The following is a 24,043-nucleotide window of genomic DNA, read 5'->3' on the forward strand; positions in this document are numbered from 1 at the left end:
AATTCGTTCAACTAACATCACTAGAACTATTCAGCGAATTGAAGATAATAAAGTCCCAAATATAGAGACAATTAGTGCATTGGCTTCTGTTTTTAATGTCAGTGTATCTGAACTTGCTTCTATGTCGCTAGTAGAAAATATAGAGTTAGATAACCAAATAGCAGAAACTAGAAAACGGGTAAAGATGAAACTAAGTTACTAAAAAATATAATAGTCGCCGTCATAGTATACTCAACAATATATCATTGTAATTACCCTATTTAGGTTATTACTATCTAGGGAAGTCTTCTGCTCGTAAAATCATTCAAGTTATTCCTTTTAGATAAGTTTTTCTTTAAATCGCAAAAAATAGATTAATGTCTCTTACCAGAAAGAATTAGCACTGAGTTATTGAAATCTTGCTCCTATTTACCAATATAGTTGATAACAGAAAAGCAGGGGATCCTATTTGTGTAAACAGGCTCTGAATTCCTCAGGATTGACCAGTACTAGATTGATGGCTTTCACACTTTATTAATAAAGAGAATTAATAGCCGGCTTGTTTTCGTTTAAAGGCGGCGAGCAAGGTTCGCTCTGATAAATCTAAATAACGGCTCAATGTGTCAGCCGCTTCAAGGTTACACCCGGCGTCTAATAACTCTAATATCGATTGGTTTTTATCGATATAAGGGGCATATAGAATCTTAGGATCATTAAGATGACCAAAAGCTAGACGTAGTTCAGCGGCGATATTACGGTAGAGCTTAATTAGTCTTTCGCTATCAGACAACTCTACAATGGCAGTGTGAAATTTCATATTGGCTGTTCCCACACCAATCCAATTTTCCATCTTTTCTTGTTCGCGAGCTTCGTTGACGGCTTGCTTCATTTTCTGTACGGCAGGATGCATGGCATAGGCTTGCTTCAATGCATCACATTCAATTAATCGGCGTACTTGGTAAATGTCGATGATAGCAGCCATATCGGGTACTGAAACAAATACGCCCTTATTTGGTGCATAAGTAAGTAACCCTTCTTGTGTCAAAACACGAAATACTTCGCGCAGAGTATTACGAGAAATATCTAACTCTTCACTAAGAGCGGCTTCTGACAAACGTTGGCCTGGCGTAAGTTCCCCAACCGTGATTTTGTAGCGGATCGTTTCGGCGATAGTAACAGCTAAGGTCTGAACAACAGGTTGTTTAGTCATATCAATAGGTTTTAGGTATGAGCCAATGAGGAACAGTGTAAGAGTTTATCTTCACATATTCCCTAGTCGGCTTCAAGGCTCCTTTTGGTGCATGCTCAGCACAAATCTATCGTTTTTTGCACTCATATGGTGCATTTCGCCGTAATTAGCATTCAAAAAATGTTAATTATTTATGTGTTTTGTTAAAAAAGTGATCGGTCTTTGATTTTTAAATCGCAAACCACGATTTTGATTGCTTGTTAATTCGCCATTCACTATTAATTGTTCAACAATATATTAAAGATAGATTAACAATAATGTGTATTGGTAGAACAATGGCATGATTATTGCCTTTATAACTAACACAACATCGATAACGACAAAAACAATCCGAAAGGAGTATGCACATGGCAGCTCAAGAAAGTACCAGCACAGCAGAGTTCATAAAAAATAGGCGTACCTCATTGATTGGGGCAATATTTTTAATGGCGACATCTGCAATAGGGCCAGGTTTTATTACTCAAACAGCAACCTTTACTGTTACCTTAGGAGCCGCGTTTGCTTTTGGGATCTTGGCATCCATTATTATTGACTTTGTGGTGCAGCAGAATATTTGGCGAGTGGTTACTCTAACCAAAATGCATTCATCGGATATCGCTAATGCCACCATCCCCGGAAGTGGCTATCTACTTGCAGTATTGGTGATTTTTGGTGGTTTGATTTTTAATATCGGTAATATCGCAGGGGCTGGATTAGGGTTAAATGCCCTTGTTGGGTTAGATCCCAAATGGGGCGGGCTGCTCAGTGCCCTGTTAGCGATATATATCTTCTCTTCCCGTAAAGCGAGTACCTTCATTGACCGCGTGATCATTTTGTTAGGCCTAGTCATGATCGGTTTAACGCTGTTTGTGGCCTTTGCTTCCAATCCACCCGTTGGTGAAGCATTACGCCAAAGCGTGCTACCAGATACCGTTGATTTTGCGATGATTACTACCATTGTTGGCGGTACGGTAGGGGGCTATATCTGCTATGCTGGTGCCCATCGTTTACTAGATAAAGGGGCTGTTGGAGTTGAAAACATCCATGTTGTTTCAAGCGCTGCAACTAAAGGGATCTTAGTTGTCGGATTAATGCGCTATATTTTATTTCTTGCCATTCTTGGTGTGGTGGCAAGTGGCGTGACAATTGATATATCAGGCCAAGCTGCTAACCCTGCCTCTCAAGCTTTCCAAGCGGCAGCTGGGAATTTTGGCTTACGCATTTTCGGGTTGATTTTATGGGCGGCTGCATTAACGAGTGTTATCGGTGCTGCTTATACCTCCATGAGTTTCATTACCGCGTTTAAAAAATCCATTACAGAAAGGCAACGTAATATTGCCACCATCTTATTTATCGCAATATCGCTGGCGGTCTACTTAATGATGGGAACCGCACCTGCCGCATTATTAGTTTTTGCTGGTGGGTTTAATGGTCTGATCTTACCGATTGGTTTAACCATCTTTGTTTATATCGGGTGGAAACGTGCCGATTTGATGTCCGGCTATCACTATCCACGTTGGTTGTTATGGTCCGGTATCATTGTCTGTGCATTAACATGGTATATGGGGGCTATGTCGGTTGAAGCAATTTTTAACTACTTGAAATAGAGGTCAAATAGAACAATGAAAAAAATCATCGATTTAAACAGTGATCTCGGGGAAAGCTTTGGTCAATGGAAAATGGGCAATGATACAGCCATGCTGAAAATTGTCAGTAGTGCAAATATCGCCTGTGGCTTTCATGCAGGCTCGCCAGAAGGTATTTTGCGAACATTAAAAGCGGCGAAATTGAACCATGTTACGGTAGGGGCACATGTAGGCTATCCAGACTTAGTGGGCTTTGGGCGGCGCAATATGGATATCGCCTCGGATGAACTGAGCGCTGATGTTATTTATCAAATAGGTGCACTTAAAGGGCTTGCAACTGCGGTTGGTTGCCAAGTCAGCTATGTTAAGCCTCATGGGGCACTGTATAACACCATCGCCCATGATAAGCGTCAAGCAATGGCTGTTATTGATGCAATATGCGCTATCGATTCACAGTTAGTTTTGGTTGCACTTGCAGGCTCGCCACTGATTGGATGGGCCAAAGAGCGAGGGCTAACCGTTATTGCAGAGGCATTTGCGGATAGGGCTTATCACTCTAATGGTGCTTTGGTTTCCCGTCGGGAAGCCGGTTCGGTATTACATGATCCTGAGCAAGTTGCACAGCGCATGCTGCAATTAGTGAATGAAGGGGGAGTAATATCAATTGAAGGGGATTTTACGCCGATCGAAGCGGGCTCTATTTGTGTTCATGGTGATAGCCCTGGGGCATTAGCGATGGCGCAAAATGTGCGTGAGTTATTACAACAGCATGGTGTTGAAATCAGAGCTTTTTCGGGAGGGGCCCTATGACAAGTTTATTTAAGGCGTCAGAAAAAGCGATTATGGCAGCAAGAGCCGCAAGAGAAGCTATTCGACAAGGTTTTGATAAACCGACGGCGGGCTTGGCTGCTGGATTGACTCAAGCCAATATGATTGCGTTGCCTCGTGATTGGGCCTTTGATTTTTTATTGTATGCACAACGCAATCCGAAAAGCTGCCCTGTACTGGATGTATGCGAAGCGGGGAGTTGGCAAACCATTTTGGCTGAAGGGGCCGATTTGCGAACGGATATTCCTCGTTATCGCGTTTGGCAACAGGGGAAACTGGTGGATGAGATCACGGATGCCAGCAAGATTTATCATCAACACACTGACTTAGTGACTTTTTTAATCGGTTGCAGCTTTACTTTTGAAACATCATTGATAGAAGCGGGTATTGATGTACGGCATATCACGGATAAAACCAATGTGCCAATGTATAAAACCAATCGGTTATGCCGTCCAGCGGGGCGATTACATGGAGAGCTCGTGGTTTCAATGCGGCCTATCGCTGCGGATCGTGTAGCGGATGCGGTCAGTATTACAGGGCGTTTTCCATCGGTTCATGGAACCCCTGTTCATATTGGCGCCCCTGAACAATTAGGGATTGTCGATATTATGCAACCTGATTTTGGCGATCCAGTTCGCATTGAAGAGGGAGAAATACCTGTGTTTTGGGCTTGCGGTGTAACGCCACAAGCAGCCGTGATGAAATCAGGCGTTCCATTTGCCTTAAGCCATGCGCCGGGGCATATGTTTATAACGGATATTCCTGATGCAGCCTATCATGTATAAGGGGGTTTAATGCGATTTTTACCTGTCAATTTAAGCACTTTTATGATTGAGCTACAAAGTCTTGAAGAGACAATGGCTCTGACGGATGTACTGCGTAACATGTCACGTCAGCTTGCGATTGAAGAAATTACACCAGCAGCAAGAACCGTTTTAGTTCGCTTTAATCCTGTTATTACGAATGCCAATATCATCATTGATGAAATTGAAAGGTTAGATATTTCGAAGGCGGATCTTAAATTAGGCCAGTTGGTGACTATCCCTGTTCATTATAACGGTGAAGATCTTGCTGATGTTGCTGAACACCTAGGGGTGTCAATTGATGAAGTAATAAGAAGACACACTAACAATGAATACCAAGTGGCTTTTTGTGGCTTTGCACCAGGGTTTGCTTATATGGTTGCAAAAAATGCCCAATTAAATGTACCACGTCGGCCATCACCACGGATCCGAATTCCGGCTGGCTCTGTTGCTTTAGCTGGCGAGTTCAGTAGCGTCTATCCTCAAGCAAGTCCAGGGGGATGGCAATTAATTGGCGTTACACCAACGGCTGTATGGGATTTACATCGCACAGAGCCTGCACTGTTAAAACCGGGGTATCGTGTCAATTTTGTTGATGCTGCGAAAACGGGGATCACCTATAGCCTACCTCAGCCAACAGTTGCGCATCATAAGGATAGCCAACGTAGTGATATCACTGTCCTTGCCACAGGATTACAAACGTTATTACAGGATATTGGGCGAATAGGGCAGGCTGCATTGGGAATTTCTGAATCCGGAGCTATGGATAAAGGCGCGCTACGAAGCGCAAATCGGTTGGTAGGAAATGCAATCCATGAAGCAGTGCTGGAAATTACCCAGGGGGGTTTTAAAGCACAGGCAAATAAACCGTTATTGGTAGCAGTCACAGGGGCATGTTGTGATATCGAAATTACGACAGCCGAAGGTGTTACCTATTGCGCACAGCAATATCAAGCGATTCATTTAGCCTCGGGGGATATTATTCGCTTAGGAACGGCAACAAAAGGCGTGCGTAGCTATTTTGCGATACGCGGTGGCATCCAAAGTACGCCTGTTCTTGGTAGCTGTTCTTTTGACACATTAGCACAGGTAGGGCCTGCACCATTAACGGTAGGGCAGACATTAGCGGTTAAATCACTTAAACAACCAACGGCTATTTCACTTGATGAACAACCTGCATTTAACTACCCAAGTACGAGTGATGTGGTGGTGCTAGATATCATTTTAGGGCCTCGAACTGATTGGTTTACTCCACAGGCGGTACAACAGTTAACGTCACAATTATGGCAGGTTACGGCAGCATCCAATCGTATCGGGTTACGCTTGGCGGGCGATGCGGCTATTGAGCGTGCAATACATCAAGAGTTACCCAGTGAGGGAACGTGTATTGGGGCAATTCAAATCCCTGCGAATGGACAACCGGTCTTATTTTTGAATGACCATCCGTTAACTGGAGGTTATCCGGTTATTGGTGCGGTATGTGAATATCACTTGGATTTAGCGGGGCAGCTACCCGTTAATGCCCAAATACAATTTAACCCAATCGGGGTATTTAAAGAATATGAAGGGAGTCGGGATACTTATGCCTACAATGAATAATCAAACTAAACATAAAGTATTGATCGCAAACCGTGGCGAAATAGCAGTTCGCATTATTCGTGCGTGTCGGGATATTGGCTTCGATTCAGTCGCGGTTTACGCGGATCCCGATATTAACGCATTGCATGTTCAGATGGCGGATGAAGCATATGGATTATCGGGAAGTACACCCGCCGAAAGCTATCTGGATATGGATAAATTACTTGAGGTAGCGAAAAAATCAGGGGCAACCATGGTTCACCCTGGTTATGGTTTTCTATCAGAACGTGCAGAGTTTGCTCGTGCGGTACAAGGGTTGGGCTTGATTTGGGTTGGCCCAGAACCTGAAACCATTGACATATTGGGTGATAAAGTCAAAGCTCGTCAAATTGCGATGCAGGTCGGCGCACCTTTAGTGGCAGGAACCAAAGAGCCTGTCAAAGAGGCCAAAGAAGTCGTTGAATTTGCCCATACCAATGGTTTGCCGATTGCGATTAAAGCGGCCTATGGCGGTGGCGGTCGAGGCTTAAAGGTAGCATGGCACATGGAAGAGGTAGAGGAGCTATATCACTCTGCGGTGCGAGAGGCGACAGCGGCTTTTGGGCGAGGCGAGTGTTTCCTAGAGCAGTTTTTACATAATCCTCGGCATATTGAAGCGCAAGTTATTGCGGATAAATTTGGCAACGTGGTTGTCGTGGGAACGCGTGATTGTTCTTTACAACGACGAAATCAAAAATTAGTGGAGGAGTCACCAGCGCCATTTTTATCAGAACAATTACAACAACAAGTGATTAAAGCGTCTGTCGATATTTGTAGTCACGCCAATTATGTGGGGGCGGGAACCGTCGAATTTTTGTTAAGCCAAGATGGCAAATTGTCATTTCTTGAGGTGAATACGCGTTTACAAGTTGAACACCCTATTACCGAAGAGACCGCAGGGATTGACTTAGTCATTGAGCAATTACGGATAGCACAAGGTTTACCATTAAGTATCCGCGAAACCCCTAAACCACGAGGGCATGCTTTTGAGTTTCGTATTAACGCAGAAGATGCAGGAAATGGTTTTTTACCCACACCGGGGGTTATCCTTAAATTTGATCCCCCATCCGGCCCGGGTATCCGTTTAGACAGTGGTGTTGTGGCAGGGGCGACTATCCCAAGTACGTTTGATTCTTTAATGGCAAAACTGATTGTCATTGGCAATACACGCGAACAAGCTATCCAGCGCGCTCGCCGTGCTTTAGGCGAATTTTCGATTGAAGGCGTGGCATCCGTACTGCCTTTCCATCGTGCGGTGATGGAGCATGCTGACTTTTGTGAAAGGTTTAATGTGCATACTCGCTGGATTGAAACTGAATTTTCTGTTGAGCTTGCACCAGCAAAACGGCAATTACCACAAAATAACCCACAAATAACGCGTACCTTTATTGAAATCGATGGGAAGCGCTGTGAGCTTGGTTTACCGACACAATGGTTAGCTGGGTTAGCGATGCCATCGACAAAGCAGGCTTCAATAACGAATCATCAAGCGGTCGCACAAGATCAGCAAGTGAATGCCCCTATTTCAGGCGTACTGTTTAGTTGGTTAGTTGAAGAAGGCGACACGGTTGCTCAAGGAGAGGTTATTGGTGTCATGGAAGCGATGAAAATGGAAGTACAGGTGATCGCTCACCGTGCCGGTACGCTGAAATATATTGTCAATAAGGGTGATTATATTGATGCAGATAGCGTAATTGCAGAAATAAATGACTAGTTCACTCTGGAGCAAGTGTTTACTTGCTCCCGTTTAAATAACCATTATCGCGAAATACGTTCAGGGAGTGCACGCAATGGTGGGTTAGGGGCGGGCACACTGTGCTTATCGTCTTTTTTGATTTCTTCGCTATCGCGATAGACTTCACCACACATAAAATAGAGGTTAGGGCGCTTTGATTCGAGATAAGATTTACGGGTGATACACTGATCTTGTGTAAAAATGGTCTCAGTCACAGGCAATGCATCACAGGCATCTGTGCCACAAGGACTTACCCATAATGCCCAGCCAATGAGTACCATATGTCCTGCCATTTCGAGCCGCTCCTCCAACGAGTATTGGGTTAATACCATGCCACAGTGTGGTGGCTGAATTGACTGTTGATGATCTAAATAATGCAATGACAATTGTTAACCCGATAAATGTTGATATAAACGAGCATTAATTGGGTTTACGCGGATCTTACCATTGCATTTATCAAATGTATGTAATTGCGTGAAAAATCATTTTAAATTGGCATTAAATAGCAAATCAATAAAATTATTGGAATGGCAACCGTAAAAAGGGTTAAATCGAACGTATTTTATTTTTAACAATTTGGTTCTACAGCGAACTAGCCAACGAGTATAGGTGTATCGGCCGCGACAGCATAGTGAATAAAATGCTTGATCAAACTACCATAATACATATCGCTTCTATTATAGAACAGTGGTGTACATTGAATAGACGTCAGCGAAGGGCGAATAGTGTAAAGGGCGGATTATTCCAAAATTACGCCACACAGTTGTATTTTTTGTGGGTGAACTCAGCGAAAATAATAGGTCCAAGCCAAAATCCGGTTAAGCTAAATTTTAATGTCACTAGGTGGTAATATATCACTTATGCTATTCCCCCTGAAATATATAATAATGTTATTTCAAGGGGGGATCTTGTTTTGCTTACTGTGGTATTGCTATTTTAATCATCATAAAAAGATGGGTTAAGCACCCGATAAACCATTGCCAGTCATATCGATTGGATTCACATATTTATTAAAGTCTTCTTCACTTATTTTTCCTGAAGCAATAGCGGATTCTTTTAAAGTGATATTTTTGGCTATGGCATTTTCTGCAATATGCGCCGCATTTTGATAACCAATAATAGGTGACAAAGCGGTAACTAACATCACACTGTTATCGACATACTCAGTGATTTTAGTGGTATTTAATTGCGTACCTTCAACAGAAAACTCTCTAAATTTATGGCAACCATCAGCTAAAATACGAATTGAATGTAGCAAGTTATTGATAATAACAGGGCGCATCGCATTTAATTCAAAGTTACCTTGGCTGCCTGACATGGCGATTGCAGTATCATTGCCCATCACTTGAATACCTATCATCACAATTGCTTCGCATTGAGTTGGGTTAACCTTACCTGGCATGATTGAAGAGCCTGGTTCATTAGAAGGTAAAATTAACTCACTAAAGCCACAGCGAGGACCCGAAGCTAACCAGCGCATGTCGTTGGCGATCTTAATGAGTGCGACAGCTAATCCACGAATAGATGCGTGTGTGCGAACTAACGCATCCAGAGAGCCTTGCGCAGTAAATTTATTGGGTGCAGTAATAAAGGGTTTTTGAGTCAACTCAGCTATTTTATCGGCAACATCTTTTGAAAAACCGGCTGGTGCATTGAGACCTGTACCAACCGCGGTGCCGCCAACCGCGAGCTTATAAAGATCTAATTTACTACGTTTAATATCTTCGAGAGCATCTCTGAGTTGACCTGCCCAACCATACCACTCTTGACCAACAGTTAAAGGCACGGCATCTTCCAGATGAGTACGGCCAATTTTCACTACATTCATCCAAGTGCTGGCTTTTTTCTCAATAACATCAATTAAACTTTCAATACTTGGGATTAATTGCTCATCAAGTGCAAAAATGGCAGCAATATGCATCGCGGTTGGGAAGGTATCATTAGATGACTGCCCCATATTGACATCATCATTTGGCCCTATGGGCGATTGACTTCCTAACGTTCCACCAAGCAATTGAATTGCACGATTGGAAATAACTTCATTCACATTCATATTCGATTGTGTGCCAGAGCCAGTCTGCCAAACATAAAGAGGATAATGCTCATCCAATTGACCATTAATAGTTTCATCCGCAGCGATAACAATCGCCTCTTTTTTCCACTCAGGAAGTCGGTTAGCAGCACAGTTAACTAACGCACAAGCTTTTTTGATATAACCATAAGCGTGATACACTTCTTTTGGCATTAAATCGTTGCCAATATTAAAATGCTGTAATGAACGCTGAGTTTGTGCTCCCCAATAACGGTCGGCAGGAACATTTATTTTCCCCATACTATCGAATTCTTCACGAAAACCTGTCTCATTAATACCGATTGGTAATGTCTTATTTAGACTGTATTTATTTTCCATTATAAATTCCTAAATGATGAGAGGATGTATATCTAGGGAATATTATTTAGGATATATATTTTTTGTTCAAATCATTTATAAAAAATAAATAAAAAATCAATTAATGATGATTTGATTTCGATTTCACTTGTAAATTAACAGAAATTAACTGTGAAAAAATTCTATGCAACAAAAATAAATATTAAAAAGAAAAATAAATAGAGGGAAAAGGAGAAATAAATTTATTTAATATTAAGTCAAATAGTTTAAATGGCAAAAGTAGACTTACTTATGTTCTTCTCAAAACATTGTCTAGATAACCCATATTGGTTGTATTAATAGTGAGAATCGTATCAGTGAAGTAAAAAATCATTGAGCATGTAACAATGCCGCGATGAATACGTTATTCATAAGGGGGATAAACGGTGTCTAGTAACATTCCTTTAGTCTCAAGATTATTGGATTATTAATAATACCTATCAGAACAAGTTAACACATGGGATCTGATTATTTTTTATCAGATTTTTAATGGACTATCTATCCTTGATGATTAATTTATATGCACTATTACTCGCTGATTTTGGAAGCGCTTCGCAAAAATACAAAATATTTATCTGAAGATTGCAGTTTTAAGAAGTAGCTCATAACAATACTATAAGGTTTTATTTACGATAAAAAATAACTTATCACTAACAAATTTAGGCTTATAACGATTATGAATACCATGGAAAACGTTTTAACATTTTGGTTTGAGGAGTCAACCTCAAAACAGTGGTTTGAAAAAAATGAAAAGTTTGATGCTCTTATTATGCAGCGTTTCGGCGGAACACTAGAGCGTGCAGCAAAAGGAGAGTTAGCTTATTGGCGTATTTCTATTCGTGGGCGCTTAGCTGAGATTATCGTTTTAGATCAGTTCTCTCGCAATGTGTGGCGTGATACACCGAAAGCTTTTGCCCAAGACCAAATGGCACTGGTATTGGCTCAAGAAGCGATAAAACAAGCAGATTATAATTTGCTGCCACTATCTCAACGCAAATTTATTTTAATGCCGTTTATGCACTCTGAATCAAGCTTTATTCATCAGCAAGCGGTTGAGCTATTTCGTGGCTTAGGGGATGACAATACGCTAAATTATGAAATGCAACATAAGGCGATTATTGATCGTTTTGGTCGTTATCCACATCGAAACCAGATATTGGGGCGTCCTTCTACTAAAGAGGAAATTGCCTTTTTACAGCAACCAAATTCCGCTTTTTAGGTAGTTTCTAAACGCTGGGGTGGCTAGGTTTGCCGTGAATGGAAACACTGCAAACCCCTGTTGACAAAATGAAGAAGATTTAGTGGTATCACTTATTGATTATTGTGAGAAAAAAGGCGAATGTATTGCTGCATTCTTTCGCTTTATTAAAAGATTTATTACTAAGGTTATTTTAAACAGGTGAAAAGGATCTCTCTAATGCCTTCTAATAACCATAATGCGTTGATATCATGTCTATCACTTTGTTTTGGTATAATTTGTTATTATCTTCAAGCTGTACAGCAGCTATTTTTTCCTTTTTATAGAGAAGGGGCAAATACTTATCTGCTATTGCTAGCGTACTACAAATCAATGAGTTTATATTTACTCGGTTATTGGCTCTTTCTAATACCTGTATTTTACTTTTATCTCAAAAAAAGTTTGAATCATTTTCACCGCTACTTATTGTACTTTTTGATCCCAGGCCTTTTTTCTATACTCCTTTGGTTCATAGAACTTCTACCACACAGCCATCAAGTAGAGGGTCTAATAATTGAAATTATAGTAGCGGATATCCTCTTCGCTTATATTATAGGGGGGACATTTATTATCGCGCTAGTTGCGGTAATGTGTGATTTTTTAATGCAGAAAATTGCCTTAAAATGGAATACTGTATTGAGAAGGTTGCAGTGATGCTGGTGGCTTTAATTATTACTTTTGTGTTTATACGCTAATTAAAAAAAGAGCCTACATTCGCAGGCTCTTAACGTGATTATTAAATTGATACTCGTGGAACTACATGGTGATTTGCCATAAGTTATAAAAGGCAATACGTCCTGCAAGTTCAGCCAGTAAAACAGCACCCGCACATGTCGCTAATGTCGCTTTTGGTGCACGTTGTTTTAATGCCATACCGATAAATCCTGCCAAAGCAATAACTAAGACAACGACTTGGAAACCCCAGAAGCCAGTTTGCTCAGCGCTCAATGCTGGACCGGTTTCGGATAAGAACGCTTGATACCCCGCACGGCTAGCGAAAATAACCAACGCACCGATAAGGAAAGAGGCGATCCCTAATCCACGAGCGCCAATAGCTATTGCTAAAGCACCACCGCCAACTAACATGGTCATCCACATTTGCAGCGTAGTATAGCCCGTATTCCAGTTTGCGATTGAAGCAATGTTATAAACCTGTGGAATTGACCAAACAAACGCCACACCTGAAATAACCGCGGCAATATTCGCTAATTCACGTAGTAATGCTTGTTTATAAAAGAGTGTAAAAAACAAGGTTGCAGCGGCAAAAGTGACGAAGACACCACTTAAAAAGGCTTCGTTACTCATCGGTGAGCGACCAACACCTAGCAACATATTGAAAAAGCGCAGTGGTTGGCCCACATGTAGGCCACCAATACCTAACCCAATAATCATCACAACAAAGGCGAGGATATTGGCATTTTTCAGTTGCTTTTCATCAATTGAACCTATTTTTTTACTTAAATAAGCTAATAAAAATAGCCCAGCAGCAGACTGCCCCAACACGGTGAAAAAGACTAGTGGTAATTCATGCATTTTACACCTCCGCAGGGTTTTTTAGTTCACCACTTTTATCGCCAGAAGGTTTGGCATCTTTATGTGGTTTAATAACGATGTTTGGATTGGTAAGGCTAGGGTCTGGCATAGGCGCAATACCACACTCTGTACCGTGAAGCTCACGTAGGACATTGATATCATCAAAGTCCAATGCACGTTGTGGGCATGACTCAACGCAAACGGGTTTCATACCTTTAGCAACGCGCTCGTAGCAGCCATCACATTTGCTCATCAGTTTTTTCTTCTCGTCATATTGCGGCGCACCGTATGGGCAGCGTAATTCGCAGTAACGACAACCGACACAAACGGTTTGGTCAACAACGACAAGACCATCTTCGGCACGTTTGTGCATCGCCCCTGTTGGGCAACCTTCCACACAGGTTGGATTAGAGCAATGGTTACAAGAGATAGATAAATAGTAGCTATAGACATTTTGCTGCCAAATACCATCTTGTTTTTGCCAACTACCACCACCAAATTCGTATACACGGCGGAATTTAGGGCCTAAATCGAGATCTTTTTCGTCCTTACAACTGACTTGACACGTTTTACAGCCAGTACATTTTGTGGAGTCAAAATAAAAGCCATACTGTTTCATCAATTAACTCCTTAAGCGCGTTTCACTTCAACAAGATTAGTATGTTGTGGTGTTCCTTTCGCTAGTGGTGAAGGAACTTGTGAGGTGAGGGTATTGATACAGCCTCCTGTATCTAATCCTGCTTGATCCAAAGTGCGCCATGCGCCTTGTGGAACGGCAATAACCCCCGGTAATACGCGCTCAGTCACTTTAACTCTAATCTGAATGCGACCACGGTCGTTGAAAATTTCTGCAATATCACCATTGCTTAAACCACGCTCTTGCGCGTCGATTGGGTTAAGCCAGAATTGATGAGGGATCGCTTCACGTAACATTTCAACATTAAAATAGCTTGAATGGACGTGACCTTTGTCGTGGAAACCGGTCATTAACAGAGGGTAAGTCTGTTGATTACGTTGCTGCTCAACACCTTCTTTGTTTGCACAGTACTCAGGGATGGCAGGAATACGTTGACCCTCAGGGAGCTCCCAGTTTTTAACGCGCTCTGCTAACTGCTCAGAATAGATTTCAATCTTACCTGATGGCGTTTTCAGTGGATTCGCAATCGGGTCATCACGGAAATCTTTTAGGGCAATGTGTTTTGACGTATCAGCAAATCGACGGTCAATAATGCCTGCACCATCTGTTTCACTAAATTCAGGTAGATGAGGCATAGTTTCACGGGTTTTATTGTAGCAATACTCAATCCACTCTTCATAAGTGCGACCTTCAGTAAACTGCTCTTTTACACCCATTTTTTCTGCAATTTCGGCCAATACATCATAGTTAGGGCGATTTTCCCACAATGGCTCGATAGCATTTTGTAAACGCACCAGATAATGATATGCGCCACTTGCGTAAGAGTTGTTGATCAGATCGTTGGTCTCAACAGGAGTAACATCTGGCAACAGTAAATCAGCGTATTTAGCCGATGGAGTATTATGATTATCCCAAACTAAGATAAATTCACATTTTGACTCGTCAGATAGAATTTCATGTGTTTTATTCAAGTCAGCGTGCTGGTTACCAATAACATTACTGGAGTAACACCACATGAACTTAATATCGTTGTTTAGCTTATCTGCGCCTTTGATACCGCCATTTTCTGCGGTTAACTCTTTGCCGCGCACGATCGCTTCTGTCCACATAAAGGATGGCAGCGTTGCTTTGACAGGGTTTGGTAAACTAAATCCGGCAACAGGATAAGCAATGCTATTACCCCATAGGCCAGTGTTAGTACCTGGACGACCGATGTTGCCTGACATAATAGGTAGCATCATAATGGAGCGGCAAGCCTGTTCGCCATTCTCAGTACGCTGTAGACCCCAACCTTGTGAAATCCAAGCATGATTTGCGTTACCAATTTCACGAGCCAGTTGAATGATCCGCGAAACAGAAATACCTGTTAGCTTACTTGCCCATTCAGGTGTTTTCGCAATGCCATCAGGGCCATTTCCTAAAATATAATCTTTGTAGGAGCCATTACGTGGCGCTGAAGCAGGGAGTGTGCTCTCATCCCAACCGACACAATAGTTTTTCAAAAACGCTTCATCAGTTAGGCCTTCTTGGATCATCACATAACCCAATGCAGCAACCAGCGCGGCATCCGTACCAGGATAGATTGGGATCCATTCTGCGCCTAGCGTCGTCACGCTGTCAGTGCGACGAGGGTCAATAATGATGACTTTAGCTTTACTTTTCTCAAGTGCGTTCAATGTTTCATAAAATTGACCGCCACCAGACATACGCGTTTCGGCAAGGTTATGACCAAACATCACGACTAAGTCAGAGTTTTGGATCTCAGATAGGAGCGATTCTTCAACGCTACCGTATACATACGGTGTGATTTCCATTAATTGAGCATAGGAATAGGTGCCGTAGTCACCGAGAAAACCACCGGTTAGGCTTAATAAACGTTTACAGGCCGCACGACCATGTAAATTCGCCCCTGTCGAACCCGTACCATACTGATAATAAATGGCATCACTACCATATTTATCAATAGTGTATTTTAGTTTTTCTGCAATGATAGTAGTCGCTTCATCCCAACTGATTTTCTTGAACTTACCTTCGCCACGTTTACCAACACGTACCATTGGGTATTTCAAACGATCTGGGTTATAGGTTTTCCAACGTACAGAGCGACCACGTAAACATGGACGAATTTGGTGTTCGCCCAAAGTTGAGTCGTCGTACATGGTTTCGTTAGAAATACGGCTGATAACACCATCTTTAACATGGACTTTGAGTGGACAACGGCTACCACAGTTAACTAAGCAAGCGCTGTAACTGATTTTCTCGTTGACTTCATCAGGCATGATCTCTGGTGTTTTTGCTTGAGCGGTAAAAGGAAGAGTGATTGAGCCTGCAACAGCAGCAGCGGTAGCAACCGTTGCAGAGGTTTGAATAAACTCCCTCCGACTCAGCTCTCCAAAATGAGTATTTTTATTTGTTTTATGCATTGACATTGCCTATATGTAAAGTTCGACATCACTTTCTTGTTTTATATGTTAAAAAAAGTCACTCATCAGCAACATGACCTACATCAACAATATCCCTGATAAATTAGAGGAAATTAATTATTATCACATTAATTTTTAAAGGATTTTTTCTATTATCTAGAGGGGATAGTCGCATTTAAATTATCTATCGTTATGTGACTATTTATATAGGGAGGTGAGAGAAATAGAGGAAAAGAGGGGTTTCCCCCTCTTAAAAACTACTACCTAAGTTGTAATACCATAAATTAACTTAATTAATCACTATTGGGTATTAGATCCAGTGACTGTTTGACCGATAGCTCGCATATCTGTGCCTGTTGGTGACTGGTGAACGCGCAGTTCAAACTGTGGCAGAATGGAGAAAATATGGTCAAAGATATCAGATTGGATCCCTTCATACTCAACCCAAACAGTGGTATTGGTAAAGGCATAAATTTCAATAGGTAACCCATTTGAGTCAGATTCAAGCTGCCTTACCATAATTGTCATATTTTTATGGATTTTAGGATGTGCCTTCAAATAAGCTTCAACATAGGCACGGAAAGTACCAATATTGGTTAGCCTACGCTGGTTAAGTGGTGTCACTCTATCTTCGGGAATAGACGAGTTAAAGACTTTAATTTCAGAAATTTTATCACCAATGTAGGGCTCTAAAAGATTCGCCTTAACTAAAGAGTCAATCTGCTCTTGGTCAAGAAAATGGATACTCGTGGTATCTAGGCGAATACTACGTTTAATACGACGCCCCCCTGATTCAGTCATCCCTTTCCAGTTTTTGAATGAGTCTGAAATCAAGGCATAAGTTGGAATAGTTGTAACAGTGTTATCCCAGTTACGCACTTTAACGGTTGTTAAACCAATGTCGGTGACAGCACCATCGGCGCCATATTTAGGCATTTCAAGCCAATCGCCAATGTTAACCATATTGTTTGCAGAGAGTTGGATCCCTGCGACTAACCCCATGATTGGGTCTTTAAAGACCAACATCATGACCGCCGTCATTGCACCTAATCCACTGAGTAGGATCAGAGGGGATTTTCCGATTAGCAGTGCAATGATCATAATTGCAATGAGTACGGATGCGATAAGTTTTACGCTTTGGAAGATCCCACGTAACGGCAGGTGAGCTGTTTTTGCGGCGCGCTGTAATACGCTAAGCAAAATATCGAGAATAGAGAAAAACGTAAGTAACCCAAACAGTAAGCACCAAGCCTGTGAAGCAACACTTAATATCTGTTGTGCGGTAGAGCCTGAATGAAGCCATAGAACGGCTTGGATGTTGACGACAACACCTTGGATAACAAACGCAATGCGATTAAATAGATTAAACTGGGTTAATTGACGTTGCCAGCCACTGCCTTTTTTCTGACCACTTTTCTCTATCCGAGGAAGGATAATTTTGTGCAGAATAAAATGCAAAATTAAGGCGACAACAAGAATTAAGCCTAATACGATTAACAGTGAAGCAATTTCGGCATAATCTTGGTTGAACTGGCGTACCCAGTCTAGCAGTTGCTGCTGCATGTGTTCTCCTTCTTTATTGGCATCCATTGTGCTGAAAGATGCTTTAGTTCAATTTTCCACTTTATAGACAACTTATAGATAGTAACATAAATTTAACCAAAACTCACCCATAATAGCGAAACAATCTAAGATAGCCAAAAATATAAGCCGAAAATATGCGTTTAAAGCGAAATGTGAGCCTTAAATAAACCTATAGAGGCTTAATTAGCAGGTAATAAAAACGGCTGACTGTATTGACAAGATATGGCTCGTCAATAGGCGGCATATCTCATTTAGTTATTTATGGTGACTAAGTAGAGGAATCGGTGATATGGGGGCAACTGTGATTAACGCTATTGTTGGATAAAAAAACAGCCTTAATGAGTTAAGGCTGTATTGCAAAAAAATATGCACAGAACGCTAAAGATGAGGTAATAAAATATGCGCTGTCTTACATAAAACGTTTAGCAAGTAATTCAATAACTTCTTGAACATCACTAATAAATTCTTTAAGGGTATGCATGGGAACTCCAAATGTTAAAGTGTGATCTAGATCACTTGATGGCATTTTAACTATTGGAAAAGGAAAGTCAAGCTTGGATTAAATATTATTTTATTTTTTAAAAAATATTTGATGGCGAGTTTGTTAGGTAGGTAACAGGGGGAAACTCGCCATCAATCATGGGCTATTTATTGGTGCTTTTTAAGGCCCCAGCCAGTAGGAACAGGGTGAAAGAGCTAAAGAGCAATTCAATACCAATAAACAGGGTTAATAGGGTGATGGAAGTTTGAGCATTTCCGCTTAGTAGCATATAGGCGATGATAAAATCTAAAATACCAATCAAAATATTCATCATTCCGGCTGCTGAACTAAACAGCTTAGTACCTGCGTAGATCCGAATGACCCCGCCGAAAATAAATAAAATAGCGACAAAAATGGCGAGAAATAACAAGCTTTGTAGTGGGTCTGAGAGGAACGCATAACCTAAAATAAGGTAGGCGATACCGACGATTAAACTGAATAAAATAGACATATTCGCGTAGAGTCGGTTGAAGAAAATATTCAAAATAACGGCTACGCCACTGACTAATAACACCACGCCAATGAAAGAACTGAATACGATCCCAGATACAAGCGGATTAGTAATACAGACAATCCCCCCAATGAGCAATAATAAGGCAACGAGATAAATAATCGTTCTATGACCTTTTAATTGTGACTCTGCAAGGTTTTTAAGTTGATCTGGATTGATATTAAGCATGATAAGGCTCTCCCTTATGTCAAATAAAGAGTAGTTGACGGGGTTGATTTGTATTAATTTTAAAAATATAGGGCATTAGCATTTAGTTCAATAGCTATTTCACAAAAATAACAACAATGACTATTGTTAATACTAGAGAATCAATCTAAAAGTGATGAATTTTGATCTCACATTAATATTCATCAATAAAAAACACTCAATTAATGAGCGTCTAAAATGGATTTTGTTGCAACAATGACGTTTTTATTGTGTGGCATGGCTGTCGATCTCTATTTCATCACATAACTTGGTGTGTGCAATTTGAAAAGGAAAAGTAACGCTATGATGACTTATATCAATGGGCGGTTTATCCCAGAGGAGCAGGCCTCGATATCAATTTTTGACCGTGGGTTTTTATTTGCCGATGCTGTATATGAGGTAACAGCTGTCATTAACGGGAAGTTAATTGATTTTAAAAACCATATAGCAAGGTTAAAACGGTCATGTCATGAATTGGAATTAGCACTACCTTATACAGAGGATGTATTATTTGATATTCATCGGCAACTTATTGAAAAAAATAACCTCACTGAAGGCCTCATCTATTTACAATTAACACGTGGAAATGCAGGGCAACGTAATTTCTTATTTCCTGATAAAACGATCCCCCCAACATTGGTTCTTTTTGCTCAGCAGGTATCTATTATTGAGAACCCTCGTGTAAAAACAGGGATTAGAGTTGTGACATTTGAGGATATTCGTTGGCAGCGTTGTGATATTAAAACAGTTGCATTACTTGCAGCATGTTTAGCAAAAGAATATGCCCGCTCTCAGGGAGTTGAAGATGCCCTTTTTGTCAAAGATGGTTTTATAACAGAGGGCAGTTCCAGCAATTTTTTTATTATCACCGCTGAAAATAAAATTAAAACACGTAGCTTAAGCCATGAAATATTGCCCGGCATTACAAGGCAAGCCATTTTAACCCTTGCGCAAGAACAAAACTTAGCGGTTGAAGAAAGTGCATTTACCATTGAAGAGGCAATAACTGCTAAGGAAGCGTTTATTACTTCATCAACAACACTTGTTTGGCCGGTGATTGAAATTGATGGGCAGAAAATTGCTGGGGGCAAGCCAGGGCAGTTAGCACTCCGGCTTCGCGATATTTATATCCAGAAAATGTTAGCACTATAAAAACAATAATCAGTAGGATGGTTTGACGTTTCCTTGCAAAAATTCTGAGAGTGAAGAAACGGTGGCCATTCCTTGTAATGCTTGCATACTTTGTTGATGCAACTCTAAGCTTGCTGCTGCACAAAGTTCATCAATGACGGTAACTTGATAACCAAGATCATGGGCTTGGCGAGCGCTGCTTTGAATTGCGAGTAGTGAACTCACTCCGCCAAAAATAACCTGTTTAATATGATTTTCTTGTAACCAATGTGCAAGTTGATTTCCAGTAAATGCACTAACGCCTTTTTTAATCATAATGAGGTCTCGGAGCTGTACATCAAGATCTTTAACCCAATGACAACCAGAACTACTTAATTTTAATGCGTTAAGCTGTTTTGCACGGTGAAACATCGGAGAGCCTGCTGGGATATCTTGATAATCATCAGCAAACCCAACCTTGACCCAAATAACAGGGATGTTGTGGCTACGTGCAAAAGCAGCCGCTTGATTAGCGTTCTCAACAACATGACGTTCTTGCGCTTGTAGGTAACTGGTATTTGATAATCCATTCTTACCTATAATATCTTCAATGAGATCGATAATAATTAATGCTTGAGACATGAGCCTTCCCTTTAACAAAATAAGTAAAAAGACTTATAGAATTAAATTATAGCCCAAAAAACGGTCTAAGCTCTATGATCTTAATGGCAAAATTATTATTAAGGTAAATCAATAATAAATCCAACACCTTTCTTATCTAACCCATCTGTCACTCGGATAGTCGCATCAATTTTTGTCGCAAGATTATGGACAATGGAAAGCCCAAGGCCACTTCCTGTTTCCATTGTTCCGGGTACACGATAAAAACGTGAAAAGATAAGTTGGCGACTTTCTTCAGGGATCCCTCGACCATTATCTTGCACGGTTATAGTGGCACCGAACGGACTTAAATCTCTAATGGTGATCTTAATTTTGCCTTTTTTGTCACTATATTTAATCGCGTTTTCCAGCAAGTTGGTAAAAATAGTGGTCAATGCAAGTTTATCGGTGGTAATAAAAACATTATCAGGACTTTGTAATTCAATATCGATATCTTGGCTAATCGCATGGGGAACATGTGATGAAGTGATATGGGAAATTAAAGTAGGTATATTAATTTGCTCTTTATTGACAGAAAAGTCTTCAGCTTCTAAGCGTGCTAAATCAATAAGTTGGTGAGACAATGAAGCTGCCCGATTTAAAGCGGCTTGCATATCTTTGACAATCTCCTCCCTCTCTTTGACATTGTCTATTTGCATCAATAAATGCAATTGTGCAATCACAGCAGCGATAGGGGTTCGGAGTTCATGGGCGGCATCTGCCATAAAACGTTTTTCGCGCTGGTTGGCGGCATCGACCCGCAACATGAGATTATTGATAGCAGTAATAATAGGGCGGATTTCTTTATATTGCTCTTTGACTTCAATTGGCGTCAAATTCCCCGGCTTACGGCTGGAGATTATAGTTGCAGCTTGTCTGAGTGGTCGCAAACTGAAATAAGCGGTGACAATAATAGCGATTAGCATGATACCTAATATAAATAATAAAGGTATTGCGGTGCCTTCTGCAGGGCTGCCAATTATTGATTTACGGTCAAAATAGGATTCACCAAGGATCACCTCAATGGTGTGCGCGTCATTCCATGACACAGTAAAGTGCCAATTTGGTTGCTGTGCTTGTAATTCATTGAACGTAATATTGTCAGTTATATTAATTTTATCGCTATTACGGTATAGCACTTCACCATGTTGATTACGGATCACAACAAAAGGCTTATAGGAGACTTCCAAGCCATTTTCCATCGCATCGGTATACATTTTTTGTAATGAGGTGGCGATACGATCAAAATATTCAGGATTATTGGTAACGGCGCCTAAAGTATCAGCAAAGCCTTTGGTAACAATTTGTTGTTGCCGGTTAAAATCATCATCAATGCTAGGTAAATAAAAAAATTGTAGCCAGCCAACGAGCAGCCCCCACAGTAAAACCACTGAGCTTATCTGTAAGAAAAAGGTGTAAATAAAAAAGGATTTAACTTTCACTTGGCTGAGCTTCTTTTTTAAGTAAATAACCAATGCCGCGGATAGTGATAATGCGATCTTTACCTATCTTGCGTCGTAAGTTGTGAATATGTACCTCAAGCGAATTACTTTCTATTTTATCATCGAAACCAAATAGGCGCTGTTCAAGATCGGCCTTGCGAACTACATTATCGGCATTTTTCACTAATTCATATAAAAGTTGATACTCTTTGCCTGATAGTAGCAAAAGCTGATCATTTAAGAGCACTTGGTGATTGATTGGATTTAATTGCAGATTATCCAATTGCCAAATTTCCGATGAAAAACCTGCCATACGGCGGCTGACCGCTTTTACACGAGAAATTAACTCTGGCATGGCAAATGGCTTGGTTAAAAAGTCATCGGCACCAGAATCTAGACTGGTTACTAAATTATCCATCTGATTACGTGCGGTCAAAATAATAATCGGTATTGATTGGCCTGAGCGGCGCCATGCGATTAATTCCTCATTACCATCACCATCAGGCAATCCTAAGTCTAGGAGCATGAGATCAAAATTACGGGAATTGAGTTGTTGTTTAGCATCCGAAAGTAACCGTACCCAAAGTGGATTAAAACCTGCAAGTTCTAAGCCACGGCAGAGTGCTTTGCCTAATTGGAGATCATCTTCGACTAATAGAATATTCATTTTATCACCTCTCTGGCGAGCAGTATAAGCAGGCAACATTTTTCCGACAATATAATCAAGGTCAATTCAACGTGAGATTTAATAAAGCCTTAAGGTTTGTTTAACCCATTTTTAAGGTATGAATGAGTAATAAGATTATTATTTTAACGTCTTTGCAGTTATAGGAATAACTAAAATGAAATTACAACTTATTGAGAGCACAGCTTTCGTTACGGTTATTTTTATCTCAATGATTTTAATAGGGAAAAATTTTAATTTGCCGAAGGAAAGGTTATTTCCAGCGGTTTCAATAAACGAAATTCATGCTTGTACAAAAATAAAAAGTTGCATTGCAAATGAGAAAATCACTAAAGAAGTAAAGAATGGTACTAATCCGATGAAGGAAATCAAAACGTTTATTAGGCAGAAAATTTATTAATAAATAAGATAGGAAACTTCTAATGAAACAATTGTGTTCAGCGGTAACCTTGGTTGCGGCATTATTACCCTATAGTGCTGTCATGGCAGGGGAAACTATGCTGATATTAGGAGCTGGTGGCTCAGTAATGCCCGCTTATGAGGGATCCAATAAATACCTATTTTCACCGACAGTTGATATTAACTATGGCTATATATCCGATGATTATGGTGTATTTAGTATTGGATTAGAAGGGGCGGAATGGGCAATTGGTTTAACAGATAACTTCACGTTTTCTAGCCGAATTGGCTATGATGCCGGACGAGATGAAAAAATAGGGATTTTGGGCAATAAAAATGAAGATCTCAAAGGGATGGGCGATTTAGATGGTTCAATGACCGTAGGAGCCACAGTCAACTACTCAATCAATAACTACCAGCTTTATGTTTCAGCAGACATGGCAACCAAAGATCGCCACTATGGGGGGCGAAATATTGGTAGAACAGTGAACGTTGAAATCGGTGGTATTGGTAATTACCAAATAAATAGCAAGTGGGATATTGAATATACGTTAGCGACGGTCTGGGGAAATAAAGCTTATAATCAAGCTTATTTTGGCGTATCAAAACAGCAGGCAAGTCGCTCACGCTTTAATGAATATGACGCGGGAAGTGGCTTTAAAGATATTCACGGTGGTGCCATATTAAATTATAACCTAAATGAAGACACCGCGCTTTATACTGGCGTTGGTGCTTATTACCTAGTTGGAGATGCTGCGAAAAGCACGCTTACTGAGCAGCGTTTAGGATGGGTTGGTTTAGCTGGAATAAAATACACTTTTTAAAACGTATTATTTTAGATAGTGGCAAAGGAATGCTGAGCTAATTTAGCCAGACATTCCTTTAATTGAC

The 24,043-nt window shown here is 40.7% G+C and carries 20 protein-coding genes; 9 read left to right on the forward strand and 11 right to left on the reverse strand.

Annotated features, from left to right (window positions below):
• Nucleotides 1–526: 526 nt before the first annotated feature.
• Entirely contained in the window at nucleotides 527–1,189 is a 663-nt protein-coding gene (locus M1E93_RS08255; RefSeq protein ID WP_104873559.1) for a GntR family transcriptional regulator, read from the reverse strand.
• A 386-nt stretch (nucleotides 1,190–1,575) separates the two neighbouring features.
• Between M1E93_RS08255 and M1E93_RS08260 the strand changes: the two genes are divergently transcribed.
• Genes M1E93_RS08260 through M1E93_RS08280 form a run of 5 tightly spaced genes read left to right on the forward strand, consistent with a single transcriptional unit; the run spans nucleotide 1,576 to nucleotide 7,755 of the window.
• On the forward strand, nucleotides 1,576–2,814 hold the full coding sequence (locus M1E93_RS08260) for an NRAMP family divalent metal transporter (protein ID WP_014656216.1): 1,239 nt from the start codon (nucleotides 1,576–1,578) through the stop codon (nucleotides 2,812–2,814).
• Between the two features lie 15 nt (nucleotides 2,815–2,829).
• Nucleotides 2,830–3,603, forward strand: a complete 774-nt coding sequence (locus M1E93_RS08265) for a LamB/YcsF family protein (RefSeq protein ID WP_060561101.1) — start codon at nucleotides 2,830–2,832, stop codon at nucleotides 3,601–3,603.
• Nucleotides 3,600–4,406, forward strand: coding sequence for a putative hydro-lyase (locus M1E93_RS08270; RefSeq protein WP_004920961.1), 807 nt, complete (start codon nucleotides 3,600–3,602; stop codon nucleotides 4,404–4,406). The genes M1E93_RS08265 and M1E93_RS08270 overlap by 4 nt, the downstream gene beginning before the upstream one ends.
• 9 nt (nucleotides 4,407–4,415) lie before the next feature.
• Nucleotides 4,416–6,023, forward strand: a complete 1,608-nt coding sequence (locus tag M1E93_RS08275) for a 5-oxoprolinase/urea amidolyase family protein (RefSeq protein WP_104873558.1) — start codon at nucleotides 4,416–4,418, stop codon at nucleotides 6,021–6,023.
• The gene (locus M1E93_RS08280) at nucleotides 6,016–7,755 is read left to right on the forward strand and encodes an acetyl/propionyl/methylcrotonyl-CoA carboxylase subunit alpha (RefSeq protein ID WP_104873648.1); all 1,740 of its coding nucleotides are present in this window, start codon (nucleotides 6,016–6,018) and stop codon (nucleotides 7,753–7,755) included. The genes M1E93_RS08275 and M1E93_RS08280 overlap by 8 nt, the downstream gene beginning before the upstream one ends.
• 44 nt (nucleotides 7,756–7,799) lie before the next feature.
• On the opposite strand, the gene M1E93_RS08285 is transcribed toward M1E93_RS08280, so the two are convergent.
• The gene (locus M1E93_RS08285) at nucleotides 7,800–8,069 is read right to left on the reverse strand and encodes a hypothetical protein (RefSeq protein ID WP_014656212.1); all 270 of its coding nucleotides are present in this window, start codon (nucleotides 8,067–8,069) and stop codon (nucleotides 7,800–7,802) included.
• Between the two features lie 665 nt (nucleotides 8,070–8,734).
• Nucleotides 8,735–10,186 carry a class II fumarate hydratase gene (fumC, locus tag M1E93_RS08290; protein ID WP_053110985.1) on the reverse strand — a complete coding sequence of 484 codons (1,452 nt, stop codon included), beginning with the start codon at nucleotides 10,184–10,186 and terminating at the stop codon, nucleotides 8,735–8,737.
• Nucleotides 10,187–10,880: 694 nt separating this feature from the next.
• Between fumC and M1E93_RS08295 the strand changes: the two genes are divergently transcribed.
• A complete protein-coding gene (locus tag M1E93_RS08295; RefSeq protein ID WP_004920950.1) occupies nucleotides 10,881–11,423 on the forward strand; it encodes a DUF924 family protein in 543 nt (180 codons plus the stop codon).
• Nucleotides 11,424–12,197: 774 nt separating this feature from the next.
• On the opposite strand, the gene M1E93_RS08300 is transcribed toward M1E93_RS08295, so the two are convergent.
• From M1E93_RS08300 to M1E93_RS08320, 5 genes are all read right to left on the reverse strand, one after another.
• A complete protein-coding gene (locus M1E93_RS08300) occupies nucleotides 12,198–12,974 on the reverse strand; it encodes a dimethyl sulfoxide reductase anchor subunit family protein (RefSeq protein WP_004920946.1) in 777 nt (258 codons plus the stop codon).
• A 1-nt stretch (nucleotide 12,975) separates the two neighbouring features.
• Nucleotides 12,976–13,593 carry a DMSO/selenate family reductase complex B subunit gene (locus M1E93_RS08305; protein ID WP_014656207.1) on the reverse strand — a complete coding sequence of 206 codons (618 nt, stop codon included), beginning with the start codon at nucleotides 13,591–13,593 and terminating at the stop codon, nucleotides 12,976–12,978.
• A gap of 11 nt (nucleotides 13,594–13,604) precedes the next feature.
• Nucleotides 13,605–16,034, reverse strand: a complete 2,430-nt coding sequence (locus M1E93_RS08310; RefSeq protein WP_004920940.1) for a DMSO/selenate family reductase complex A subunit — start codon at nucleotides 16,032–16,034, stop codon at nucleotides 13,605–13,607.
• A 300-nt stretch (nucleotides 16,035–16,334) separates the two neighbouring features.
• Nucleotides 16,335–17,597 (reverse strand): mechanosensitive ion channel family protein, encoded by a 1,263-nt coding sequence (locus M1E93_RS08315; protein ID WP_104873555.1) that lies wholly within the window; start codon nucleotides 17,595–17,597, stop codon nucleotides 16,335–16,337.
• 665 nt (nucleotides 17,598–18,262) lie between these two features.
• Nucleotides 18,263–18,838 carry a DUF308 domain-containing protein gene (locus M1E93_RS08320; protein WP_004920937.1) on the reverse strand — a complete coding sequence of 192 codons (576 nt, stop codon included), beginning with the start codon at nucleotides 18,836–18,838 and terminating at the stop codon, nucleotides 18,263–18,265.
• A gap of 321 nt (nucleotides 18,839–19,159) precedes the next feature.
• On the opposite strand from M1E93_RS08320, the gene M1E93_RS08325 reads away from it, so the two are divergent.
• The gene (locus tag M1E93_RS08325) at nucleotides 19,160–20,008 is read left to right on the forward strand and encodes a D-amino-acid transaminase (protein ID WP_053109881.1); all 849 of its coding nucleotides are present in this window, start codon (nucleotides 19,160–19,162) and stop codon (nucleotides 20,006–20,008) included.
• A gap of 9 nt (nucleotides 20,009–20,017) precedes the next feature.
• Here M1E93_RS08325 and M1E93_RS08330 read toward each other — a convergent pair whose 3' ends face one another.
• From M1E93_RS08330 to M1E93_RS08340, 3 genes are all read right to left on the reverse strand, one after another.
• A complete protein-coding gene (locus M1E93_RS08330; RefSeq protein ID WP_004920932.1) occupies nucleotides 20,018–20,608 on the reverse strand; it encodes a cysteine hydrolase family protein in 591 nt (196 codons plus the stop codon).
• A 98-nt stretch (nucleotides 20,609–20,706) separates the two neighbouring features.
• Complete coding sequence (locus M1E93_RS08335) at nucleotides 20,707–22,068, reverse strand: sensor histidine kinase (protein WP_004920930.1); 1,362 nt, start codon at nucleotides 22,066–22,068, stop codon at nucleotides 20,707–20,709.
• A complete protein-coding gene (locus M1E93_RS08340; RefSeq protein WP_014656200.1) occupies nucleotides 22,058–22,735 on the reverse strand; it encodes a response regulator in 678 nt (225 codons plus the stop codon). Before M1E93_RS08340 ends, M1E93_RS08335 begins: the two co-directional genes overlap by 11 nt.
• Before the next feature lie 175 nt (nucleotides 22,736–22,910).
• Between M1E93_RS08340 and M1E93_RS08345 the strand changes: the two genes are divergently transcribed.
• On the forward strand, nucleotides 22,911–23,153 hold the full coding sequence (locus M1E93_RS08345) for a hypothetical protein (RefSeq protein ID WP_004920926.1): 243 nt from the start codon (nucleotides 22,911–22,913) through the stop codon (nucleotides 23,151–23,153).
• A gap of 22 nt (nucleotides 23,154–23,175) precedes the next feature.
• Nucleotides 23,176–23,976, forward strand: a complete 801-nt coding sequence (locus tag M1E93_RS08350) for a MipA/OmpV family protein (RefSeq protein ID WP_004920924.1) — start codon at nucleotides 23,176–23,178, stop codon at nucleotides 23,974–23,976.
• Nucleotides 23,977–24,043: the final 67 nt, after the last annotated feature.

It is taken from the genome of Providencia sp. PROV272, assembly GCF_049901975.1.
Classification (GTDB): domain Bacteria; phylum Pseudomonadota; class Gammaproteobacteria; order Enterobacterales; family Enterobacteriaceae; genus Providencia; species Providencia stuartii.

Coding starts and splice junctions, on each gene's coding strand:
- M1E93_RS08255 (WP_104873559.1), bottom strand. CDS start 1,189: ATGACTAAACAACCTGTTGTTCAGACCTTAGCTGTTACTATCGCCGAA.
- M1E93_RS08260 (WP_014656216.1), top strand. CDS start 1,576: ATGGCAGCTCAAGAAAGTACCAGCACAGCAGAGTTCATAAAAAATAGG.
- M1E93_RS08265 (WP_060561101.1), top strand. CDS start 2,830: ATGAAAAAAATCATCGATTTAAACAGTGATCTCGGGGAAAGCTTTGGT.
- M1E93_RS08270 (WP_004920961.1), top strand. CDS start 3,600: ATGACAAGTTTATTTAAGGCGTCAGAAAAAGCGATTATGGCAGCAAGA.
- M1E93_RS08275 (WP_104873558.1), top strand. CDS start 4,416: ATGCGATTTTTACCTGTCAATTTAAGCACTTTTATGATTGAGCTACAA.
- M1E93_RS08280 (WP_104873648.1), top strand. CDS start 6,016: ATGAATAATCAAACTAAACATAAAGTATTGATCGCAAACCGTGGCGAA.
- M1E93_RS08285 (WP_014656212.1), bottom strand. CDS start 8,069: ATGGCAGGACATATGGTACTCATTGGCTGGGCATTATGGGTAAGTCCT.
- fumC (WP_053110985.1), bottom strand. CDS start 10,186: ATGGAAAATAAATACAGTCTAAATAAGACATTACCAATCGGTATTAAT.
- M1E93_RS08295 (WP_004920950.1), top strand. CDS start 10,881: ATGAATACCATGGAAAACGTTTTAACATTTTGGTTTGAGGAGTCAACC.
- M1E93_RS08300 (WP_004920946.1), bottom strand. CDS start 12,974: ATGCATGAATTACCACTAGTCTTTTTCACCGTGTTGGGGCAGTCTGCT.
- M1E93_RS08305 (WP_014656207.1), bottom strand. CDS start 13,593: ATGAAACAGTATGGCTTTTATTTTGACTCCACAAAATGTACTGGCTGT.
- M1E93_RS08310 (WP_004920940.1), bottom strand. CDS start 16,034: ATGCATAAAACAAATAAAAATACTCATTTTGGAGAGCTGAGTCGGAGG.
- M1E93_RS08315 (WP_104873555.1), bottom strand. CDS start 17,597: ATGCAGCAGCAACTGCTAGACTGGGTACGCCAGTTCAACCAAGATTAT.
- M1E93_RS08320 (WP_004920937.1), bottom strand. CDS start 18,838: ATGCTTAATATCAATCCAGATCAACTTAAAAACCTTGCAGAGTCACAA.
- M1E93_RS08325 (WP_053109881.1), top strand. CDS start 19,160: ATGATGACTTATATCAATGGGCGGTTTATCCCAGAGGAGCAGGCCTCG.
- M1E93_RS08330 (WP_004920932.1), bottom strand. CDS start 20,608: ATGTCTCAAGCATTAATTATTATCGATCTCATTGAAGATATTATAGGT.
- M1E93_RS08340 (WP_014656200.1), bottom strand. CDS start 22,735: ATGAATATTCTATTAGTCGAAGATGATCTCCAATTAGGCAAAGCACTC.
- M1E93_RS08345 (WP_004920926.1), top strand. CDS start 22,911: ATGAAATTACAACTTATTGAGAGCACAGCTTTCGTTACGGTTATTTTT.
- M1E93_RS08350 (WP_004920924.1), top strand. CDS start 23,176: ATGAAACAATTGTGTTCAGCGGTAACCTTGGTTGCGGCATTATTACCC.